The following is a 21,481-nucleotide window of genomic DNA, read 5'->3' as shown; positions in this document are numbered from 1 at the left end:
TAATACTAATCCATCCATCATAGCATTTGAAAGCACAGTTTATTATGACTTGTCTACACAGAGACAACAAAAAAACTTCCCGTGGGGGAAGTTTTTTGTTGATTGCAATACGTTACTTAGAAAGTAGGAGTTGCAATGTAGGTTAGAGTTGTATTGTAGTCATCAGCCGCTTCCTGAAGTGGCGTGATTTCAATCTGGTACCCAACTACTGTTTGGCCAATATCGTCCCCAGAAGCATCGTCGTTACCGAAGACACCGTCCGACACGCTATTATGTGCCATAACAGCCCGTGGAGTTGTACTAGCTGACACCCACTCATCTACACCGAAGTCAGAACCTGCCCCCTGTAGATCATTATCAGAACTGGTTAGACCCCAGTGACCATAAGTATTTTCATTACCTAGAGTATTTGATGGGCTAGCCCACACCGCTGGAGTATCGTCGTATCCCCCATCTGCGAAACCGTCGATATCTGCTCCGGTTGAAGACTGTAGGTTGCTATCTTGTTCCACTGTAACTACGAAGCCTTGAATTGCGTTTGTGGTTACATTGAGACGCTGTGCCATCGTCTTGATTTCTCCAGCTGTCAAAACTCCAAACGGAATTTCTGTTGCTGAAGTTGAACCAGTAGTTGATGTTCCGTTAATAGCTGTTGAGGTAGCAAGACCAGTGATTGTGAAATCAAAAGATGTCTGCACGATAGCTGTGACGAGAACGTTATCAATGAGGGCTACTCGAGTTCGACCAGTGTCAGATGGTGTTGCAATAACGAATTCTGCAGAACCAGCTGTATCTGGATTGGTGACTACACCGCTGTTAAGTGCGACTACTACTTCTTCACCAGCGTTTGCTGTTGTATCGAATGACAATGTGACGACCTGTCCAGTTGAATCAAAGTTGTCAATCGCAACGCTGCCCCCCGCCACTGTTGCGCTGAAGTCTCCAATTACTGAAGCTGCAACACCAGTGAATCCAGATCCAGGACCTGATGGGAAAGTGATGGTAAAGTCACTTGCCGCATTAAGGGTTGAACCAGTTGGAATTGTGAAAGCAAAAGTGTGACCCGCCGCGACGCTTAGATCTGAATCACTTAGTGTGTCACTTACGTTTGTTAAGTTAGCTGCTTGTGCTGTTGCGTATGCTCCAATAGACCATAGCAAAGTTGCACCTGCAACAAGTGTCGCGACCACCCGTTGCGCAAAGCCAACATGAGTTGTATTTGCGAACATGTTTATTATGAATATTTATTTTTTAAATAACTATTCTTCTCTCGTTGTACAGTTGAGAAGAGATCGGTTGAAGAATTGTGGAGACGATATGACGTGGTCTTATAAGAAATACTCAGCCTGACTTTGTCTTATCGCTTCAACCGAACTTCCCTAAGTATACTAAGTCTTTTTTTGTTCGTCTTTGAGCTGCTGTTGATAACTCATTTTACCTGACCTTTTCCTTTAGATAAAATCCTTGTTTTTCAATTATTTTTCATTACGCATCGGACATGACCATTACAAAAGATTAAGTACAAATGTCGAATACTTTTACTGCGCTTTAACTTCACGCACGTCTGCCCACTTGGTGGTATACGCTGGCGACCTTAAGCCTGTGCGGGCTTGCCAAACATCACTACGAAGTCGACTCCCCACCAGCACAACCTCTTTTCCAGCAGCGGCATTGAGAGTGTCGAGCACAGAGAGCACGTGCGCTCCTGCGCGCACACGACCACGTACTGCAAACAAACTCCCCTGCTCCACCTGAGCATCAGTAAGACCAGCCACGGTTACACCAGCCTTTTTATACGGCACACCCGCCTCAAATAGCTCGCAAAGCGCCGTGTTTGCAAGCGAAACCAACTCAATCGTGTCATTGCTTGGAGCTTCCAAAATTACTTCTCTCACGCCCTCACGAAGCACAAAATCACCATGTCGACTAGGCTGAATTGTCACCCGTAACACACGCGCTTTTTGCCCCATTTCACGTAGCTCCGCCGCAATATGACGAGTGTGATACGCCACGGCGTCAGCCATAATTTCCAAGTCTGACACAGGATTTTTAAACGAGCGCGAGCTCATAATGCTCTGTTGTAAAACGGCTGACCTGGACCCGATCGTATGAACTGAAACTCCTGCCAATTCCTGTTGCAAACGTAAGCCCACCACCCCAAATAACTGGTCGATTCTGGCTTGATCAGCAGACACTAAATCTGCCACTGTTTTCAGCCCCTGTGCCTTAAAGGCAAGCTCCATTTTGCCGCCCACGCCCCAGATATCTTGCAGCGGTATGCGTGCTGCCATATCTTCCCACTCGCCGGCTCCCAGCACTTGTATTCCGGTTCCCTTCTTCGCCAGCTTGCTTGCGTATTTTGCTTGGGTCTTTGTAGCTGCTACTCCAATCGAAACCGGTATTCCTACCACTTGTTCAACCCGCTCCTTCAGCTGTTTGGCCACTGCCGTCGGATCGCCATCAATGGTAAAAAACGCCTCATCAATCGAGTATTGTTCAACCTGTGGACACACTTCTTTCATGACTGAAAATACCCGTCTGGAGATATCACGATATAGCGCAAAGTGCGAAGAAAACGTTGTGATACCGTGCTTTTTCACAATGTCCTTTATCTGAAAATAAGGGACACCCATAAGGACACCGATGTCCTTTACTTCTTGTGAGCGCGCCACCACACACCCATCATTGCTGGAGAGCACCAACACCGGCTTCCCTAGTAAGTCGGGCCGAAAGAGTCGCTCGCAAGACACGAAAAAATTGTTGCAATCGAGAAGCCCGATACGTGGTTTGGTCATGAGATAAGTATACTAAAAAGCGGGCGGTCCCTGTAGGGACCGCCCGCTTTTTAGTAACCTAGAACAGTTTCCAAATATCAGGATCTTCTTCACCATCTACCTTAAAGATAGCGGTGCCTCTGAGATCGTACTTCTTGACCAAATCCAGCTTCTCCTCAATTGCCTCTGCATCACTCCAAGAAACAAACCGGACTGGGATTTCGATGTCTGCATAGGTGGCTACCACGAGCGCTTTTGCTGCGGCTTCAAAACCTTTTGGGGTTCCTTCTGGAGTCGGTAGTGCATTGAATATTTTCCAGATTGAGTCTTCTGGAAAATACGTGATCACCGCCTCGCCGGCTTCAGTGCGGCCGATTGGTGCATCGTACTTTTTTGCCAATTCAAGAATCCGCGGAGTATTGAGTGACGCAACCGACTTGTAATCTTTATACCAATCGGCCGCCACTGTCACATCCCAAGCCCGACCGTACGTCGGCACGCCAAGCATCACCTTGTCTTCATCAAAATCTTCAAGTGCTAAGTCAAGCACTTTCTCTACCCAGTCAGCATCTGCCACCGGCATATACGGCACGCCGCGTCGCTCACTATTGAGCCTGAGGTCGGCGCGCTGTTGGTCATACGCCATGATCTCTACCCAATCACAGTACCTATTCATCGCTTTGTAATCATTGGCGTACTCGATGACTGCTGGCACCTCTTTCCAGCGAGAATCAGCTGGTGTTCTGGCCTCTACTGTACACGACAAATCACGCCGTCCAAGCGCAGCTTCAAGTTCTTTAAGGAAGAGGGAGAAGTTGTCTTTGGTCTTTGATAACTTACTTTCGTAGTCGATATTTACCCCCGCAAAATCGTATTCCTTGACCATATCAACAATTACTTCAATGTGCGCTGTGCGGGCTTTTTCATTGCTCAAAATGGCATCAATTGCTTCGCCATCAAACCACATGACTGTAGGCATAACAGCTACATTGCGGCGGTCAGCTTTTTTAAACAAATCTTTCCAGTGCTTTTCATCAAAATCGACCCGATTTTTGAGCGTACCATTAGCCTGTACTTCGTATACAAATGGATACACAACATCCAAATCACGAAGATTCTTAAGTGTACTTTCAACCCCAGCTTCCTCAGACCACCATGGAATCCAGGCCGCCACCTCACCAGTAGCACCATGCGCCACTCCCGGCAGCAACATAAAACCAAGCAGAAGCAGCGCAACATACCCCTGCAATAAATAATTTGTAGTCTTACTTTGATTCATGTACGCAATGACGTTTGCCATGTGAAAATCTTACGTGTTATTAAAATACTCTTGCTAATCCTGTTACGACACCCCAAATAAAACAACCTTCCACATCATCTATCAAAATTGGTGCATACGCTTCATTTTCTGACACGAGCGCCAGGCCAGAAGCAGTCTTTTCTAGTCTTTTTACCACTAGCTCACCATAGACCGCTGCTACCACAATAACACCTGAAGTAGGCACTATTGAACGATCAACCACCAGAACATCACCATCAAAAATTCGCGCACCTTCCATAGAATCACCTGACACCCGCACGAAAAATGTAGCGGTTGGGTTATCAACCAACAAATCATTCAGGTCAAGTGGTTCTTCCACCAAATCATCCCCAGGGGCCGGGAAGCCGGCTGCCACGCCAGCGCTATATATAGGGCTTGTTTGCTCGTCTTGGACGAGTGCGGGAGCCGCCGCCACAACCCGGGTAGGAGTTTTTTTCATGAGTACAGTATACGGCGCTTGAAACCTTTAAGCCACCACGGCGCCGCTCGTGAGCAATGCATGCACATACCACAGCGTGCCCATGCCACACAGCAGCATGATGCCGTACGCTACTTGAGCCAAGCGAAGTCGACGCGCTTCTAACACAATTGACAAACTAAGCAATAAAACAACCACCGAACCAACCACGGTGTATACAAACTGCAATAGCTCGTTTGGCTTTGTGAGTACTGCAGAGACCGTAGCGCCAGCATGTAAACTACCGGTTCCTCTAGTAATCTGCGCCACCGCCAAGCCGGAAGAGGTTGAGATAACCGGCATTTCAACCACTACCACATCATTAGCCATGGTTACAGTCTTGGTAACAGCGGGTGCGGGGGAGTCGGGGACATTTTGCGCAGTCTGAAGCGGGGGAGTCGGGCTGGTTTTTTCTGGAGCAGGCGGGGGAGTCGGGGCAATTTCAGTCGCTACTTGAGGAGCAGTGACAGCAACTGACTCCCTCGCAACTTCCACTTCAGCTTGAATAACATGCGACCCTAATACCTCTTTACCCTCTACCTCCACCGCCGCCACGTCTGGCAATGTCGCCACAACCTGACCTTCCTTCTCTGTCACCACAGCTGCGGGTGCTCCAAACAGCTGCACTACATATACCGTTTTGTATCCCTCATACTCCCCTTTGGCAGTTCCGACGCCGATTTCGGTATACTTTTGGTCAACGATATTTTGCCGATGAGCCGGTGAATTCATCCAGGCTTCCACCACTTCATCTGAATCAGTAAAATGGATAGCCAGATTTTCACCAGCGAAGGCATAGCGGTATCCAGCCTTATCAAACCAGTGCCAGGGCGACACGCCGTCAGGGCTAAAGTGTGCGAAGTATTCATACTTGGCCATATGTTCGGCCTTTAGCCGCGCCGCTTCGTCAAGCACAGCATTACGCTGAAGCGGCGCGGCGTGGTTCATTGCTCGCTCTTCGTTGGTCAAATCAACCACCACTGCTGGCAAAACAGTGCCTACCAACCAGCTCGACTGCTGCCACAAAAGCGCATGCAGATTTGAACCCACAAAAGTGAGCACTGCCAACACCGCCATGAGCGTCATGGCTATTTTTTGTAAGGCATCAAATCCGCGTACATTCATACTCTGAATATCAGTATCTAAAGTATACACCACAGCTTTTATGAACGTAGCAGCAAAAAATCCCTGTACAGGGATTTTTTGCTGCTACTATAGACCTCTACGTTAATTTCTCGTGATATCTACATTCGAAGAGAGATTCTCTCCGTCAAAGCTCGGATACGCCTCCCAGCCTGGACACACGATATCATTAATCTTCCACCGAGTAGTCTTGTATACAAAACCAGTCGGACGATCGTGCGGCACGATGCCTTGTTTGTACCACGGGTCAAGAATTTCGCTACGGAAGTGCTCCTGGAAGGCTTTAACGTTGGCATCAGTTGTTGCATCGAAGGTGCCCGTCACTGGATTATCGGTGCCACCGAAGATTCCTTTGAATAGATTGAGGAACAACTGCAACTTAGTCACCTCCCACGAGTCGTTCTCCCAGCCAATCTGCATGTAATCGACAATAAACGGACAGAAACTAGTGGTCGATTCACCAAGCACTTGCGGGGTTGGCCGCTTAATCTTGGTGCCGGAACCACCGCTTGATGAGCGAGTAGTCTGAGGCGGTGTGACCGTTGATGGATTGACAGTATCTTCAGGGTCATACACGTTGTAGAAATCACAGACGTAATCAGACTCATTATCAGGCACCTGAACCGCACAATAAGCGTAATCTGTGTCCGTGTCTACCGGATACCCATCATACGTTACCTGATCCTGTACCCAGTCTGCCTGCATCACTTCATACACCTGATAGTCACCGGCTTCTACCTCAAAGGAGTATTGGCCATTACTGTCGGTTGTTGTGGTAGCAATGAACACTCCCAGCCCATCGCGAAGTTCGATTGTCCAGCCGAGCACCGGAGCGTAATAATCATCACCAACTTCAAACTTATGTCCAGAGATAAACCAGGTATCCGGATCTGTCTTTGGATTTTCTGGTTCAGTATCTTCGTCACAAGTCGCCACCGAATCGTCGTCGAGCGTGATGGTAATACCATCAGCCTTAGTGTCTACCCAGAAGTCGAAATCAACCGCTGAATTATCGCCAACGACGGCAAATGAATCAAAATTATCATTTGACTGTACCTGATCTGTTTCAGAATGGTTTTCTAGTACGAAGTTACCTGGAATCTGTGCGACCGAAGCAACCTTTGCGTCGTTAAATTCAATCGTGGCACGGAGAGATTCGTAGTGTACGTCACCGCCTGGGTTGTGATACCCATACAACGCTACCTTCACCTGACCATTACCCTCACGACTCACAAAAAGTCCTTCGAGGTCGGCCGGATTAGGGAAATTAGTGACCGTATCAGCATCATCATGCCAGACAGCAGAGTCACCTGGATTCGGCGCTTCTGAAAGCTTAAACCACTCTCCAAACGGCACGATTGTACCATCACCAAGAATTACCTGTGGCTTTAGGTTGCCAAGACCACCATTAGCAATCTCGGCACCATCCTCATCGCGAATGATCACGCGCGCCTCTACTTCAGCATCACACTCAATACAATCAAACGGTTCACCATCAAGCACCTCGACTGCCGCCGCGTCGTTACCAGTAGTAAGCCAGAACTTAAAGTCGAGCGCAGCGTCGCCATCTTTCATAAAGACGTCTTTGTAGTCACCGCTGTTTTCAAGTGCCCAGCCGGTTATTGTGTTGCGATTTAGTGTGCCAAGCGCAATACCAAGGGTTTCAATACGTCCAAACGCGTAATCGAAATGATTTTTAGCATTATCACCGACAACCGCCAGGCGGAGAGCTGTCGCAGTACGCTCCACAGCTAATCCGTCGACACCAAGCGCGGTGACATTTAGCGGAGCATCTCCTACTTCGTCAAAGTTGAACCACGCACTGCTTGGAATCACGTTACCAGTTGATCCGAGGTAGATATCACCATCAAATGATTCTGAAGCGGGCGCCTGTGGATCGAGGGTAATTTTAACCAAACGAAGATCTGAACACTGGTTTGCGAGCGTACAGTAGGCGGTACAAGTCTCACCTCCAGCTACATCGTCACCATCACACTGCTCCCACTCTTGGTTCATCTCACCATCACCACAGTAGTTTTCATACCGCGGCTCTTCAATAACCTGAATATCGTGATAGTCGTACTTCCAGTTACCTTCAGCGTCAAACGCCTGCACCTTAAGTCGATAGAAGCCTGGTTGGAGATTGAAAGCCGGGAATTCCCATGCGTCGGTTCCGCTCGCGATACCAGACGCCACATTTGCTACATACGTACCACCAATCGCATCAATCTTAGTGATGGTGTACTTCACTTCAACGATACCCGAGTCGGTATCAGTCGCTGTACCAGTGGCGATGATTGTACCCGGGAAAAAGACCGCACCGTGTTCTGGATACATGATCCTCACCTGCGGCTTCTGATCGTCTACCACTGGAGGCACATATGGCACGTCACAATCTTCTCCCTCTCCAGTAATTTCAAGCTCGTAGTACAAGCCGGCAGGGTTACTTTGCGGAGTTGATCCTTGCAGCGCAAAATTCTTAACAGCCACCGCAAGCTCGTTATTGCCTGGCTGCACTAGACCTGTGACGTCGTACGTTTTTAAGGTTGTGTAGTTGTACTGACCAAGGTCTTCAGCTGCTGTTGACCCGTTTAAATCAGCTGAAAATGAGTTGTCAGCCGCGATGGTGAGTGTTGCGTGAGTAACAGACGGCAAGCCCCAGCCAAACTGATTGACGAAGGTTTGTGTTTCGTCTACGAGCGGATTCACCACGAGCGCATCACCCCAAATCCAGTCAGCGTCGATTAAGCTTTGAACCCAGCTATTGTGCACAAAGGTAAGCACTGCATTTGCACCAAGTTTCTCAATCACTGTATTTGATGTGTCACTCTTAAGTTTCAGTGTACACATTTGCGGTGGTGGTGGAACATCCCCACAAGAATCATCGATAATTGTGATGGCATCTACGTCGTAACCGTCATCGTTACTGTTTCCTTGGTCGATCACCTTTACGTACTGCACAAAATCAAGGCCGGCGGGTGCAATATCTAGCGCAGCAGAACCAACAATCACTCCAAGTGACTCATACGTCACACCATCTTGTGACACAAGCACCTCAACGCTTTCGTTGGTTTCGCCAGAAGGACCACCAGTGGTCTCCCAAATCGCGATATCAGCACCGGCCTGATCATACGCGACTTTATCAGTAAATTTATAGACAACCTCACCGTTCATGCCAAGTGAGAAAAAGTCTGGTTCTTGGTAGGTTGATTCTTTACCAAAGAAGTTGGCATTGGCAGACACACCAGCTTCAATTCCAGCCACACCGCGACGCAAAGCAGACACTTCTACGTTGTTGATTCGGTACGCCGGGTCAGTATATGAAATTACTTCACCAACGTAGGCACAGACCAGCGGCGCTTGCGGACCAGGATTGACTGGAGCAATCACACAATCATTTGCCAGCACCTCCGCGCCAGTCATGCCGTCATATAGAGTATCGAGATTTTGCCCAGCGTAACCGTCAAAAATAGGAATAATGTCATTATGATTAATGCCACTTTCTCCATGTCCTCCATTTAGAATTGAGGCAGTGTTGATTTCACTTATATTAAATGGGTTGGAATCACTATCAGTAGCCTTGCAAATGACCACCTTCTTTTCATCACCTGATAGCGACTGTTCAGAAACAGTCACTTCCAATGTTTTCGCATCACCAATTATTTGACTTTGTGAATCAAGCAGTGTGACGGTAACTGTGTACACACCGGGCGTGGCGTTACTGTAACAAATACCCTTGTTGCTCTGAATCGAAAATGCATTATCTGAGTCTGCAGTATCTTCATTGCACTGACCATTTGTAGCATTTCCGTTGAAAAACAAACCTCCTTGACTACCGTCAGACACAGAAACTACCGTGCCGGCTGTTGGTTCGCCAGACTTAACTGTAGAAACCTTAAAATTTAACTTTTCATCCACCGCCACTGAAGCAGTGGTTTTATCAAGAATAATACCTGTTGTTTCAGCCTCGGCCACAAAAAAAGCCGCGGGAAAAGCGGACAATACTAAAGAAACCATCGTTACTGCTGCATAGAAGCGAGCAACCAGGCCACTCCGGGAAAAAGTAAGAGTGTTCATGATTTTGTACATTACATTATTAAACTTACCAACAAATATACCGAACTTCGGTACTGACATCAAAACGCTGTCTTACACAAATGATACTCCTTTATTTCAGACAAATCAAGAAGAACACAAAAAAACAAATTTGGCAATAGTATCCCGTCTGACTTCTTGCGCGGGACAGAATCTACTCAACCAAGAGCTATTCAGGCATGCGCTTTACCACGTCAAGATCAGCGCAACTATTCCGGCGCTTTACCACTGCCGTTGGTGTCGTGCGCTCCCCTGCTTCATCAACAACCGCCTCACGCACCTCTTCTGCAAACCGCTCTTGAACGACACGATGTCGTACAATCTGTTGCACAAAATTTTCTCGCTCCTTACTCATGTCAGCAACTGTAGTTTCTGGGCTCAGCATCCACGGGAAAGCGCCACACGCATGAAATACGTACGCTGTCTCGTTTTCAACCATACCAAGCAATCGTACGGTCTGTTTACTTGCTAAAAGCTCCATATCAGCTGAGGTTAAATCAGCCATTTCAACTCGCCACCGCTGCCCCAAACTATCTTCAAATACTACAGTGGTGGTTGGCGCAACAGTGGTATACACCAACCTTCCAACCAGACGGCCTTGCTCTGGAACCTGCCACAGCTCACGCTCCATTTTTTCTTGCGACATATACATGGCCAAATGCTGCCCCATCACTTCATCAAGACGATACCCAAGACCAAAGTAATGTAATGCCGAACCACCAGCAAAACTAAGCACAACGCTGCTCGCAACAATCATCCACACAGGATACCGATACCCCCGCTTGGTGTGCCGGACATTGTACACGGCGCCAATCGTAACTAAGCCTAAAATAAATATCCACAAATATGGCAAAACATCCACCATAAAGGTGAAAAAGTTTTCGTGCGTGGCTTCATAGAGTGCATACTGACCATGTAAGGTCACCAGCATTGTGACAGCAAACGCCAAAGCGCCCACAAGAACGGCAAGTCCCCACAACACCCAAAAAGAACACTCTTTCCCCCAAAAAATGTACTTTGGTCGCGGACAGACTTTTTCACTCTCAATCCTCGCAAAGAGCGCTTCTTTGAGTAGATGTCCTTTTTGTGTTTCGTTTGTTTCCATACTCACTTACTGCTTATATACGTACCGCATCACGGTTTAATGCATGTGCCAGCTGCTTCTTCCCCCGATGCAGCAGCGTACCCACTGATCCAACGGGGATTTTTAAAATATCTGATATTTCTTCGTATTCTTTGTGTTCAAAAAAACGGAGAATGATTACCTCACGATATTTTTCGTCGATTTTCATCAACGCGTCATTGACCACTTGTGCATTGATATGTTTATCGAAGACCACCTCCTGCGTATCTTCTTTTGCACTTAAGAATGAAATCAGTTCTTCACTATCTGCAATTAAATGACCTTCAGGACGAACGTTTTTCTTTCGATACCAACTCACAGCTTCATTGTGCGCGATACGGTAAATCCATGAAGAAAACTGTAGTGACGTATCAAAACCATTGAGATTGCGATACGTCTTCAAAAAAATTTCCTGCAAGACATCCAGCTGATCTTCGGGATCGCGGACACCAAGTCGCGTGATGTACCGACGCAACTTTGCTTCGTATCGATCGACCAAGACAGCAAAAAAGCGCTTATCGTCAAGAGTTTTCCTGACCAATTCCTCATCACTTGGAGGTAGCTTGGGTAGTTGTTCCATATCGTTCGTACAGTTAGAATAGTGACATGAATACACACAAATTGAAACTTGCCGCGCTCTTATTTGCCTTTTATGCCCTTTGGACACCACAAAGCTCAGAGGCCTACTTTACCACCGACCAACAAGCCTACAAACTCACGGACACCACCGCCCTTTTTACCATCACCTATCGATTCGGCCTTGAAAAACGAGACGTATACATGCCGATTGGTGCCCTCCGAGACAGTGCCGATGCTGATGCGCTTATACTTACCTATCAACTACTTTCAGATAACAAACCGATAGACAACAGTATTACCAATGGTCTGGTTTTAACCAAAGATACAAACGTTACAATAATTAACAACACCTACCACGTGCCTGCTGGTAGCAGCGCAACATTTACGCTCTACGTCCTCACTACACTCACCGACACAGCAGCAACGAATGACGATTTGTCAGTACTAGTAACCCAATTGCCCTTTGTTATGAAAACTGATGAACTGACTATTGATGCGCATCTTAATCCATCTGAGCTGCAGTACTATCACACTCCAGCCATCACCTTTTAAACAAGGTGCCCTACACACAGTGCGAGCTATTGACTGATCGATTAAATCAAAGTATAAAATACACGGAATTTTACGGGTGGTTCACATGTACACCACCGCACAAACGCAAAGCACTGATGTTCTGAACATGCCGCTTGAATACTTTCTGCACGAGTCCTTCCTGCGGAAAACACCGATTGGCGCCGAGCTTATCCGAAAGCAGCGTTTTTACGCTGTTTTTAAAGAAAAGTGTCAAATGGTTGCGTGGTCGCTGAATCAACCACTGTCCCGCTCGACCATCAATGACCTGCTCAACAACGCGGCGTTCTACAAGTGGCTTTCAAGCGACACGCCCGTGTCAAATCACATCACCGTACTTTTTCTGACTCACGGGGTTCTGCTCTCGTGAACAGTCCAAGGTCGACCATTTCATGGTCGACCGTTTTGTTTGCCAGATACAATTTTTTATGACATAATCACGACCTATGGAATTCCCAATGCGAATTAATAAATACCTTGCACACACTGGCGTAGCTTCTCGAAGAGAGGCTGACGAACTTGTAACCAAAAAACAAGTCAAGATCAACGGAAAGCTTGCCGAAATGGGCCAGCAGGTTCTTGAGCATGATCAAGTAGAAATAATCGGAAAAACCAAGCCTAAAACGTACCTCGCCTACTACAAAGGTCGCGGCATCATCACACACTCTCCTGCCGATAGCGAAATAGACATCGCTTCACGTCTTGCACACGACTACGGCATTACACACGTCGCGCCAATCGGACGCCTCGATAAGGACTCTGAAGGATTAATTCTACTTTCAAACGATGGTCGAATTACTGGTCCGCTACTTAATCCTGAATCTGGTCACGAAAAAGAATACGATGTCACTGTGGACAAAGCTGTTTCTGGCATGTTTTTAAGAGCAATGGCTGCTGGCGTGGACATTGAAGGCTATCGCACCAAGCCAGCAATAGTCGAAGCTAATCCACGCAACGACAAGCGCTTTCGTCTTACTATTACTGAAGGCAAGAAGCACCAAATTCGCCGTATGTGCGCTGCGCTCGGGTATCAGGTTCAGTCGCTTAAGCGCGTTCGCATCATGAACATAGAACTTGGCAAGCTAAAACCAAATCAATATCGAAAAATCCAGGCCGAAGAACTCCATGTTATGCTAAGGGACCTTGGCTTGAAAGGTACATAAAAAAACCGGGGTAGAACCCCGGTTTTTTGAAACAGGTCAGACAGCTTACGCTGCAGCCATGTCGTCCATCATGGAAGCCACGAACTCAGGCCGAAGCGGCCGCTGTTCCTCCCAGGCTGAAGCAGAAACCGCGAAGACAGAGCCAGCCAGAAGGCCCGTGCGAAACTCACGACGACCAGCTTCCGAGCTGATGAGCACCCAGTTCCCATGGCCATTGATCACGTGGGTCAACCGGCACTTTTCCGCTTTCAGAAGCCAGGCATAGCGACTGGAAACGCTGTCGTTAAGCGAGACCGCTTGCAGACGAGCATTGCCTTTGATCATCACTTCCTGGCAGTTACCGGTCTCTTCATCATAGAACGGTTTCCCGTCCTGATTGCAGAGCAAAAACAGCGGCGGTTTTCTGGCCGGCCCATCCGTCCGCAGATCGGGACAAAGCCTGACATGTACCAAACCATTTTCTTGTGACATTTACGACCTCCAATGAAGCAAATGTGTTATTGAAAAAAAAGAAAGAACGGACCAAAGTCCGCCTGTGACTATACATTTTAAATGCCTAGTATGTCAACCTTGCCTACCGTGCATAAAGCAAAACCCGGGGCAGAACCCGGGTTATTGGTTTACGTTTGGTCAAGCCAGCATCCTGGCACAGCACAGTCGAAAGCACTTCTTGGCAAGTGAAACGGTGCAATTCCTACCAGTTTGATTTGTACTCCTTCATACATAACCAGCTTAGCAAGTAACACTGCCACATTATGTCCCGCACCTGGCACGGACGGGATAAAAATACCAGCTTGACCCTCAGCCACTACGTACAAGCACTCAACACACGCAGCTGTCTTGTACCTCTGCCGAAAACGCTTCGGCAGATTAGTTAACCTTAAGCGATCTTGAGGACGAAGCAGTACTTCTTCGCAACATCCTTCGGGGTCTCGAATGAAGACGACACGACCATTGGAGCCTTGCCTGAGCGCCATCTCGTCCTGGTCATGACACACAACCGACCTGTCACCGTCTGGCATTACGTAGTCCTCCAAAAAATTATAAACAACAGAAATCCTGTAAAAATAATACTGATTTATAACGAGTTAGTCAATATCTCTGTCCACCGGATCCTCATCATCTTCGTCAACAATTTCCTGTTGGATAATCTCTTCAATAATGTCTTCTAGCGCAATGACTCCAACAAAACGCTTGGCTTGATTGCGCACAACGGCAAGATGCTGATGTTGCTTCAGCATACGCCCCAGAACAACGTCCAGCTTATCCCCCGCCCGCACCGTCAAAAACTTTGCATCAAACGCACCCTCTGTTTCCTTAATTGAAATATTCTCATCCTCAACAATCAAGTCTTTTACATACATGACACCGACAATATTCTCTTTGTCTCCACTATAAACCGGCAAACGTGAATACCCGTGCTCATACACCTCCTCAAAGAATTCGTCGTTGAGACGTTGGTTTTCATCAAAAGATACTACCCGCTCAGATGGCGTCATCACTTCACGGACAGACAGATGGGAGAACTGCAGTGCACCGTGCATAATGCGCTCTTCGTCCTCATCGATCGTACTATGCTCTGAATCTTCATGTTCAGAAATAATATCCATCAACTCACTACGTGAATACACGACTGGAAGCTCAGAGCCAAGAAAGTAGTCGAGTGCCTTCGCAATTGGGTACGCTACTGGCCACGCTAAGACGATGGCAATTTTAGTAAACCAAATTGTCTTAGCACCAAACCATAGCGCATAGCGAGAAATAACCGCCTGTGGAATAATTTCACCAAATACCACAATAAGCCCCGTCGCGATAAAACCAGCCACTACACCTGAAGCAATTGTGCCAAGAAAGATAGAAAGTGTAGTGTTTACCGCTACGTTACCTAAAAGCAGCGTTGCCAGCAGCAAATTACCTTTTTCTCGAATTGGATAAATGATAGCAGCGTCTTTATCGCCATGTTTGGCACGACGACGAAGTGATTGCGTATCGAGCGAAAGAAGTCCTAGTGTTAAGCCCGAGAAGAGCCCTGATAAAAGCACTAAGACCGTGGATATTAAGTATTCCATTTATATAAATAAATCGTTGTGGGTACCATTTCACCACAACCTAACAAAAAAAGCAATGAATTATCTACTCATGAGTTCAGCAGCTTCCTCAGCTACATCAATTGCTTCACTATACGTATCGCGCTGCCCAACCGGCTCTGTTACTGAGCTGTTCTCAAATAAAACAGGAATTTCTAACGCATCGTCATGTTCGGGCAAGCCAGATGGATTGTCACGCTTGAGTATAAGTGTACCGCGGCGCATAAAGTCCGGATCACCGGCGTGATAGGGGCTTGTAAAATCTACTGTAGCAGTGAACGGCACAAAATCCTCAGTCATCCAATCCCCAGCCGCCGTCGCATATGACTCTGCAATAATTTTACCGTCCCAGTCTGTCAGCACCACCGGGAAACTCGCTTCAAAAAACCAGTACCCGCGCGCCTCCCCACTTACAACGAGTGGACGAGCAATAACATCATTCACCACTGGCACCGCAAGCTGAATAAGATCAGCCTTAGCTGCTATGTGTGCCTTAATTGCCGGATCTACTCTAGTTTGCGATGAAGCTTCAGAGAAGGCGCTCTCCTCCGGCGCATGAGCCGGAACCGCACTCACAAACCACCATCCAACTACTACCAAACTAAGGAGTAATGAAATCAATCCAAAAAATTGCATACTGGTTCATTGTATCACTGGTGGTTCAATAAAAAATGAATGCCGTGCAAATAAAAAAAGCCCGTCGCAATTGCGACGGGCGTTGGAGGTCAGTGACCCTGCCGGAGCTACGCACCAGAGGCGCGGAAAAGAGCTCAGACGTCACTAGTCATAGTGTAGCACATGCTTTTTGTTTGTAAAGATGCTCAGCCCAGCTCAACTTGACGTCGAACCTTCGCGAGCGACCGCACCTTCGCACAGCGAGCATCACGGTGCATGAACTTCAACACATCCTGAAATTCTTCTTCGAAAACCTGTTTTGGCAATGTTACACACAAGTGTGTATACCCCGCCAATCGGCCGAGACGAAACTTGCACTTGCCACGCAGGTACATCGACGCAAATTGAAAAAATATTTCTAATTCGGTCGTATGCAGGGTGCTCCAGACGATACTCAATCGGCACACCAACTACTGCAAACAAATATTCAAAGCTCACATCAGTCACTTGCGACACTACGTATTCATACCGCCAATTACATACAGACATGACACGTCCTCATCAACAAAAGAAACAAAACTGCCACGAGAATAGCACACGCTGCACATATTAAAAAGGCTGCCTTTTGGCAGCCTTTGGAGGTTTACGCATCTTGAAGCGCCTCGAGAAAGTTGTGTCGTTCACGCTTTCGAGTACCAGATGGAACCACCACCAGGCAGCGTGTACCCGCATGTTCAAAGACCGTGAGTGGAAAAAGGTGACCGAACTTCGGGCAACACTTTCGCCATAAGCCCTCGATGACCGATTCTTCCGGCAGCGTCGAAAATGAACTGATGACACACAAGCTTTGCCCAGTAAGCTTGAACGGGTTGACATGCTGCATACGCAGCGTCGAAACTGGCATATCCATGACAATCTCCTTTGCGGTTATCCCTCATTAGAGTACCACATCAAAACTGCATTAAGGAACTTGCCTCTGTGACCGTTTTAATGAGTGCTGGAACAGCAAACAAAAGTCCGACCAAGGGCAAGACAATAACTGCCAAGGTTACCCACGCTGTTATGAGCATGTATTTACGAGTCTTTTCAACGGAAACATATATTGCTGCCACTTTTCGTTCAATTTCATTAATTTGTTCTTGTGTTTTCGAATCCATACTCACCAGTGTAGCACCAAGCAGTGTTCATCAGAAAACCACGCGAACGATTAATTGTTCGCGTGGTTGCATTACAATCCAGGAAACACAATTTGTAGAAACGCTCCAAAATTCTTCGAGACTTCCACGGCAATGATTTCCTGAAGATCAGCATCGATGTCCGGCAGCCACATGACAAGGTGTACTTGTACCGGCGCCTTATTCTCAAAGCATACACGACGTAGACCAACGAGCGAAAAATTCTTACCTAGCACTAATCCTCCTTGATTTTTATGCTCAGCCAACGCGACCGACATAGCAGCCAAGTAGCGCTCAACAATCTCTCGCTCCAATCCTCGATGTATACTAAAGAACTGATCATACTGAAGTGGCACACCCGTTGCAGTTGGAAATGACATGCACAACAGTACACTTGCTGGACCGAAATAACCGCGTTCAGCAAATATCGTTTGAATCTTTTGCCTAACTGCCGCTTCCTTTTCATACTGGCCAGGAATAAGCGAGCGGCTTCTTTGCGATGACATAAGACACTCCTTATGTTGTATAACAACTAAAACTACCTGTCTTTAAGGCAAAGGCTTTCAAATTGAAAGGTCGCCTTTCGGGCGACCTTTACGTCATGAAAGTCCAGCGTCTCGATACAAAAGCCGCAACACATCATCCCACATTTCAGGCGCATGGAATGCGATGTCACGAGCAAGCACACTTGATGTATCACCTGGCGCCCATACCGAAATAATCATCACGCGACGAGCATTCTGTGGCACATCAGGCTCAGACAAACCTGCCACCGTCATTCCACGCACAGTACTGCAGTGAAAATGCGGATTAGCGTAGGGATTTACACACTTTATAGCTGCACCGAGAAGGCTCTCTAAAACCTGATCCTCAAGCACCGGGCCTGCATGCAGTGTTTCGGTGTGCCTGAAGTAGTTCTGAGAGTCAAAACTATTCGCTGGATATTGGAAAGAAATCGTCACCGACACTCTACGCTCAAACGACTTGAGATTAAGAATGTGGTCAACAATGCCCCATATAACATTCCGAATGAGTACGCGAGTACATTCGGTAACAACAAACGCATGAGACATGACGCACCTCCGAAAAGAACAACCTTACGCAAGTATTACCCAAGTAGAAATCAGAAGTCAACCACTCCCTAGAAAAGACCTATAGTAAAACTTGAATCAATACCATCACAAACACGACAATAAGAACGTATCCACTATCAACAGCAATCGCGTAGCGTGAGTTTTTCATAAAAAAACCACGTGCTTTCATTAGTGCAGCCACCGCAAAGGCGACCAAAATCGCCAGCATGTAATTGTCGATGGCGTCTGCTACACCCACCACCCAGGAGAGCAAGAAAGTGCCAAAGGCTTGCGCCACCATAGCATCGCCATACGAAGCAGAAGCGGAGTCGGTATCGAGCCCGACTCCCACCGCCCAGTCAGCACCGAAAAGATGTCTGCTGTACCACAGCCAGCCAATAAAATAGGCCAGGATTGCACCCACCACCACTGCGGCCCAATCCACGTGAAAAAGAATCGGATCCATACAAGCTAGGCTTAAACGAGTAAACAACTCTATCTAGTATACTCTTCTGTCGAGAAAATGGGAGATATAAAAAAAGGCGCATACTGCGCCTTTTGTATCGTCTGCATGGTTAAAACTCAGGCTTGTGCCAAAATCTGCCCCCAAGTAACTTGCACCCGCAACACAGGGCCAAAACTGGGGCAGATATCAGATCTGCCAAACAGACAGGCAACCAGCTGGACATCACAGCGCAAAATCTCTCTGCGCAACTGGTCAAGCACGGTGAGCATCCGGTGCTCTTCTTCTTGCGTAGCCGGAATATACATCCAGCCACAGCCAGCTTCAGCAGCGCTACCAATACGAGAATCGGCCCGGCGTCCGAAATGCCACAACAGAAGATTGTTGACAGCAATAAACCTGAGCGTATTTTCAAACATGTCGCTCGGCACAGTCATCTCACACCTCCTTACAAAAGAACGGTAAACACTGTACGACGAAGCCTATCCCTTGTCAATAATTAAACCGTACCGAGTACGGCATTAAGATACTTGAAAACGATGGAGGCATGTCGCAAAAGGACGAAGCAAATCAGCAATCCCTACAATACCAGATTGACCGCCACCATCACAAAAATCACCGCAATGATATATCCAACCTCAACCCCAATCGCAAATCGTGTCTTGCCTGCGTAAAAACCATTAGCTTTGATAAATCCTGCGATTGTAATGGCTACCAAGATGGCGTGACCAACGTGTCCGTCATTGGCGGCGAGGTTGGTGATAATTGCAAGCAGCAGTGTACTTCCCGCCTGAGCAGTCATTGGCATCCACATTGGATGCTGCACCACCTCGCCGCCTTTGCCGCTACGCCACTTTTCATAAAACATCTTTGGTGAATACCACAACCACCCCAGACCATACGCCAGCACAAACGATACCATCACCGGCGTCCACGTAATATTTGCAAGTAGTTCTTCCATATCCAAAAGCTTATTTGATATATCGTAAGTATAATACTCGCCCAAGCAAAAACCACCCAAGCGGGTGGTTTTTGCTTATTTACTTCGCTTTCGGTCAGATTCCTTCAGTCCCTGCTTGCGCAAGCGAACTGAAACTGGACAGACTTCGAGATATTCGTCTTCCTGCATGATTTCAAGACCGAGCTCGATTGAAAGGGCGCGGTGTGGTGTGAGTGTTACCGCGTCATCGCTACCTGACGCACGCATGTTGGTGAGCTGCTTACCCTTCGTTGGGTTTACCGTCATTTCTTCACCCTTTGAGGTATTTCCAATCACCATCCCTTCGTATACTTCCGCTCCGGCACCGATGTAGAGCTCACCACGATCCTGGAGACCAAAGAGCGCAAACGCGAGCGCTTTGCCAGTTGCCATAGAAATCATAGAACCAACCTGACGCTTCTTGATTTCGCCGTAATATGGACGGAATTCGATGAAACGTGACGCGATAATTCCCTCGCCCTTAGTATCGATAATAAACTGATTTTTGTAGCCGAGAAGACCGCGTGTTGGACCTTCAAAGAGAAGACGCACCTGGTTTTCGTGCATAATCATGTTCTGCATGATAAAGCCGCGGTTGCCGAGACGTTCAATTACAGCACCCTGGAATTCACTCGGCACATCAACCGTCACCTCTTCATACGGTTCCATTTTCACTCCGTCCACTTCCTTGATAATTACCTGCGGCTGTGAGACAGACATTTCGTAGCCCTCGCGGCGCATGTTTTCTAGGAGAATCGCGATGTGCATTTCACCACGACCGCGCACATCGTACGCGTCACCACCAGCCGATTCCACCTGGAGACCAACGTTGATTTCCATTTCCTTCATGAGACGCTCACCAATCTGGCGTGAGGTCACGTACTTTCCTTCTCGACCAGCAAATGGTGATGAGTTTACCAAGAACTGCATTGCTACCGTTGGCTCGTCTACGTTAATTGCCGGTAGTGCTTCAGCGGTTTCTGAGTCAGTTACGGTATCGCCGATATTAATATCTTCAAGACCAGCAATCAGCACGATGTCGCCGGCAAAAGCCTCAGTCACTTCTACCTGCTGCACACCGTTGTAGCCAGAGAGCTTTACCACCTTACCCTTCTTGGTTTCTTCACCCTTGTGCTTGATGATTACTGGCTGGTTCTTCGCAATTTTGCCTTCGTAGATACGCGCTACTGCGAGACGACCAAGGAAGTTGTCGTAACCGAGATTGAACACCTGCGCACGTAGATTCTGTCCCTCCTCATATACCTTCGCTGCTGGAACGTGTTCGAGAATAGTATCAAGGAGTGGTGAAAGATCAGTGAGATCATCTTCCATCTTGCGCTTCGCTACCTTATCGCGACCAATCGCGTACACCACGGGGAAGTTTGACTGCTCGTCTGAAGCGCCAAGCTCAAGGAAAAGCTCCAATACCTGCTCTTCAGCACGATCAGGATCGGCTGCTGGCTTATCGATTTTATTAAGAACCACAATCGGCTTAAGACCAAGCTCAAGTGACTTCTTGAGCACAAAACGAGTCTGCGGCATTGGGCCTTCCTGTGCGTCCACGACGAGCAGCACTGAGTCGATTGAGCGAAGTACACGCTCCACTTCAGAACCGAAGTCGGCGTGACCTGGCGTGTCCACGATGTTGATTTTGGTGTCCTTGTAGGTTACCGAGGTGTTTTTGGCATAAATGGTAATACCACGCTCCTTTTCAAGCGCATTACTATCCATAGAAGCTCCCTCTTCTCGGTTTCCGGCAAATTCCATGAGACCGTCGGTCAAGGTGGTCTTGCCATGGTCTACGTGGGCGATAATCGCAATATTACGAATTTCTTGTGACATAAAAATAAATACTAACAACGTC

24 protein-coding genes are annotated in these 21,481 nt (G+C 47.5%); 3 read left to right on the top strand and 21 right to left on the bottom strand.

Features of this window, described 5'->3' with window-relative positions; genetic code table 11:
* Window positions 1-116: 116 nt before the first annotated feature.
* The 8 genes from H6780_04055 to H6780_04020 form a co-directional block, all read right to left on the bottom strand.
* Window positions 117-1,229: a hypothetical protein gene (locus H6780_04055; GenBank protein ID USN88632.1), complete on the bottom strand. Its 1,113-nt coding sequence runs from the start codon at window positions 1,227-1,229 to the stop codon at window positions 117-119.
* A 309-nt stretch (window positions 1,230-1,538) separates the two neighbouring features.
* The gene (locus H6780_04050) at window positions 1,539-2,795 is read right to left on the bottom strand and encodes a DUF4113 domain-containing protein (protein ID USN88631.1); all 1,257 of its coding nucleotides are present in this window, start codon (window positions 2,793-2,795) and stop codon (window positions 1,539-1,541) included.
* Between the two features lie 58 nt (window positions 2,796-2,853).
* Entirely contained in the window at window positions 2,854-4,074 is a 1,221-nt protein-coding gene (locus H6780_04045; protein ID USN88630.1) for a hypothetical protein, read from the bottom strand.
* Window positions 4,075-4,093: 19 nt separating this feature from the next.
* On the bottom strand, window positions 4,094-4,534 hold the full coding sequence (umuD, locus tag H6780_04040; GenBank protein USN88629.1) for a translesion error-prone DNA polymerase V autoproteolytic subunit: 441 nt from the start codon (window positions 4,532-4,534) through the stop codon (window positions 4,094-4,096).
* Window positions 4,535-4,561: 27 nt separating this feature from the next.
* The gene (locus H6780_04035; GenBank protein ID USN88628.1) at window positions 4,562-5,677 is read right to left on the bottom strand and encodes a hypothetical protein; all 1,116 of its coding nucleotides are present in this window, start codon (window positions 5,675-5,677) and stop codon (window positions 4,562-4,564) included.
* Window positions 5,678-5,779: 102 nt separating this feature from the next.
* On the bottom strand, window positions 5,780-9,772 hold the full coding sequence (locus H6780_04030; GenBank protein USN88627.1) for a hypothetical protein: 3,993 nt from the start codon (window positions 9,770-9,772) through the stop codon (window positions 5,780-5,782).
* Window positions 9,773-9,959: 187 nt separating this feature from the next.
* Window positions 9,960-10,895: a hypothetical protein gene (locus tag H6780_04025; GenBank protein USN88626.1), complete on the bottom strand. Its 936-nt coding sequence runs from the start codon at window positions 10,893-10,895 to the stop codon at window positions 9,960-9,962.
* A gap of 13 nt (window positions 10,896-10,908) precedes the next feature.
* Window positions 10,909-11,493: a sigma-70 family RNA polymerase sigma factor gene (locus H6780_04020; protein USN88625.1), complete on the bottom strand. Its 585-nt coding sequence runs from the start codon at window positions 11,491-11,493 to the stop codon at window positions 10,909-10,911.
* 26 nt (window positions 11,494-11,519) lie between these two features.
* Between H6780_04020 and H6780_04015 the strand changes: the two genes are divergently transcribed.
* The 3 genes from H6780_04015 to H6780_04005 all read left to right on the top strand — a co-directional run bounded on the left by H6780_04015 (window position 11,520) and on the right by H6780_04005 (window position 13,225).
* Window positions 11,520-12,044 carry a hypothetical protein gene (locus H6780_04015; protein USN88624.1) on the top strand — a complete coding sequence of 175 codons (525 nt, stop codon included), beginning with the start codon at window positions 11,520-11,522 and terminating at the stop codon, window positions 12,042-12,044.
* 85 nt (window positions 12,045-12,129) lie between these two features.
* Complete coding sequence (locus H6780_04010) at window positions 12,130-12,432, top strand: hypothetical protein (protein USN88623.1); 303 nt, start codon at window positions 12,130-12,132, stop codon at window positions 12,430-12,432.
* Window positions 12,433-12,520: 88 nt separating this feature from the next.
* Complete coding sequence (locus tag H6780_04005; GenBank protein USN89261.1) at window positions 12,521-13,225, top strand: rRNA pseudouridine synthase; 705 nt, start codon at window positions 12,521-12,523, stop codon at window positions 13,223-13,225.
* A gap of 45 nt (window positions 13,226-13,270) precedes the next feature.
* Here H6780_04005 and H6780_04000 read toward each other — a convergent pair whose 3' ends face one another.
* The 13 genes from H6780_04000 to typA form a co-directional block, all read right to left on the bottom strand.
* Entirely contained in the window at window positions 13,271-13,696 is a 426-nt protein-coding gene (locus tag H6780_04000) for a hypothetical protein (GenBank protein ID USN88622.1), read from the bottom strand.
* Between the two features lie 149 nt (window positions 13,697-13,845).
* Entirely contained in the window at window positions 13,846-14,262 is a 417-nt protein-coding gene (locus H6780_03995) for a hypothetical protein (GenBank protein USN88621.1), read from the bottom strand.
* Between the two features lie 51 nt (window positions 14,263-14,313).
* Window positions 14,314-15,294 (bottom strand): DUF21 domain-containing protein, encoded by a 981-nt coding sequence (locus H6780_03990; protein USN88620.1) that lies wholly within the window; start codon window positions 15,292-15,294, stop codon window positions 14,314-14,316.
* A 60-nt stretch (window positions 15,295-15,354) separates the two neighbouring features.
* Window positions 15,355-15,948, bottom strand: a complete 594-nt coding sequence (locus H6780_03985) for a hypothetical protein (protein ID USN88619.1) — start codon at window positions 15,946-15,948, stop codon at window positions 15,355-15,357.
* A 246-nt stretch (window positions 15,949-16,194) separates the two neighbouring features.
* Entirely contained in the window at window positions 16,195-16,476 is a 282-nt protein-coding gene (locus H6780_03980) for a hypothetical protein (GenBank protein USN88618.1), read from the bottom strand.
* Between the two features lie 94 nt (window positions 16,477-16,570).
* Window positions 16,571-16,837 carry a hypothetical protein gene (locus tag H6780_03975; protein ID USN88617.1) on the bottom strand — a complete coding sequence of 89 codons (267 nt, stop codon included), beginning with the start codon at window positions 16,835-16,837 and terminating at the stop codon, window positions 16,571-16,573.
* 40 nt (window positions 16,838-16,877) lie between these two features.
* On the bottom strand, window positions 16,878-17,084 hold the full coding sequence (locus H6780_03970) for a hypothetical protein (protein ID USN88616.1): 207 nt from the start codon (window positions 17,082-17,084) through the stop codon (window positions 16,878-16,880).
* 71 nt (window positions 17,085-17,155) lie between these two features.
* Window positions 17,156-17,608, bottom strand: a complete 453-nt coding sequence (locus H6780_03965) for a hypothetical protein (GenBank protein USN88615.1) — start codon at window positions 17,606-17,608, stop codon at window positions 17,156-17,158.
* Between the two features lie 93 nt (window positions 17,609-17,701).
* Window positions 17,702-18,175, bottom strand: coding sequence for a hypothetical protein (locus H6780_03960; GenBank protein USN88614.1), 474 nt, complete (start codon window positions 18,173-18,175; stop codon window positions 17,702-17,704).
* Between the two features lie 79 nt (window positions 18,176-18,254).
* Entirely contained in the window at window positions 18,255-18,641 is a 387-nt protein-coding gene (locus H6780_03955; protein ID USN88613.1) for a DUF1761 domain-containing protein, read from the bottom strand.
* A 116-nt stretch (window positions 18,642-18,757) separates the two neighbouring features.
* A complete protein-coding gene (locus H6780_03950; GenBank protein ID USN88612.1) occupies window positions 18,758-19,057 on the bottom strand; it encodes a hypothetical protein in 300 nt (99 codons plus the stop codon).
* Between the two features lie 161 nt (window positions 19,058-19,218).
* Entirely contained in the window at window positions 19,219-19,599 is a 381-nt protein-coding gene (locus tag H6780_03945) for a hypothetical protein (GenBank protein ID USN88611.1), read from the bottom strand.
* Between the two features lie 75 nt (window positions 19,600-19,674).
* Window positions 19,675-21,459, bottom strand: a complete 1,785-nt coding sequence (gene typA / locus H6780_03940) for a translational GTPase TypA (GenBank protein USN88610.1) — start codon at window positions 21,457-21,459, stop codon at window positions 19,675-19,677.
* Between the last annotated feature and the right edge of the window lie 22 nt (window positions 21,460-21,481).

This window comes from Candidatus Nomurabacteria bacterium (genome assembly GCA_023898565.1).
Lineage (GTDB): Bacteria > Patescibacteriota > Minisyncoccia > Phycocordibacterales > UBA918 > OLB19.
Note: the sequence above shows the minus strand (reverse complement) of the source record. Positions and strands in the feature narration are given on the sequence as shown.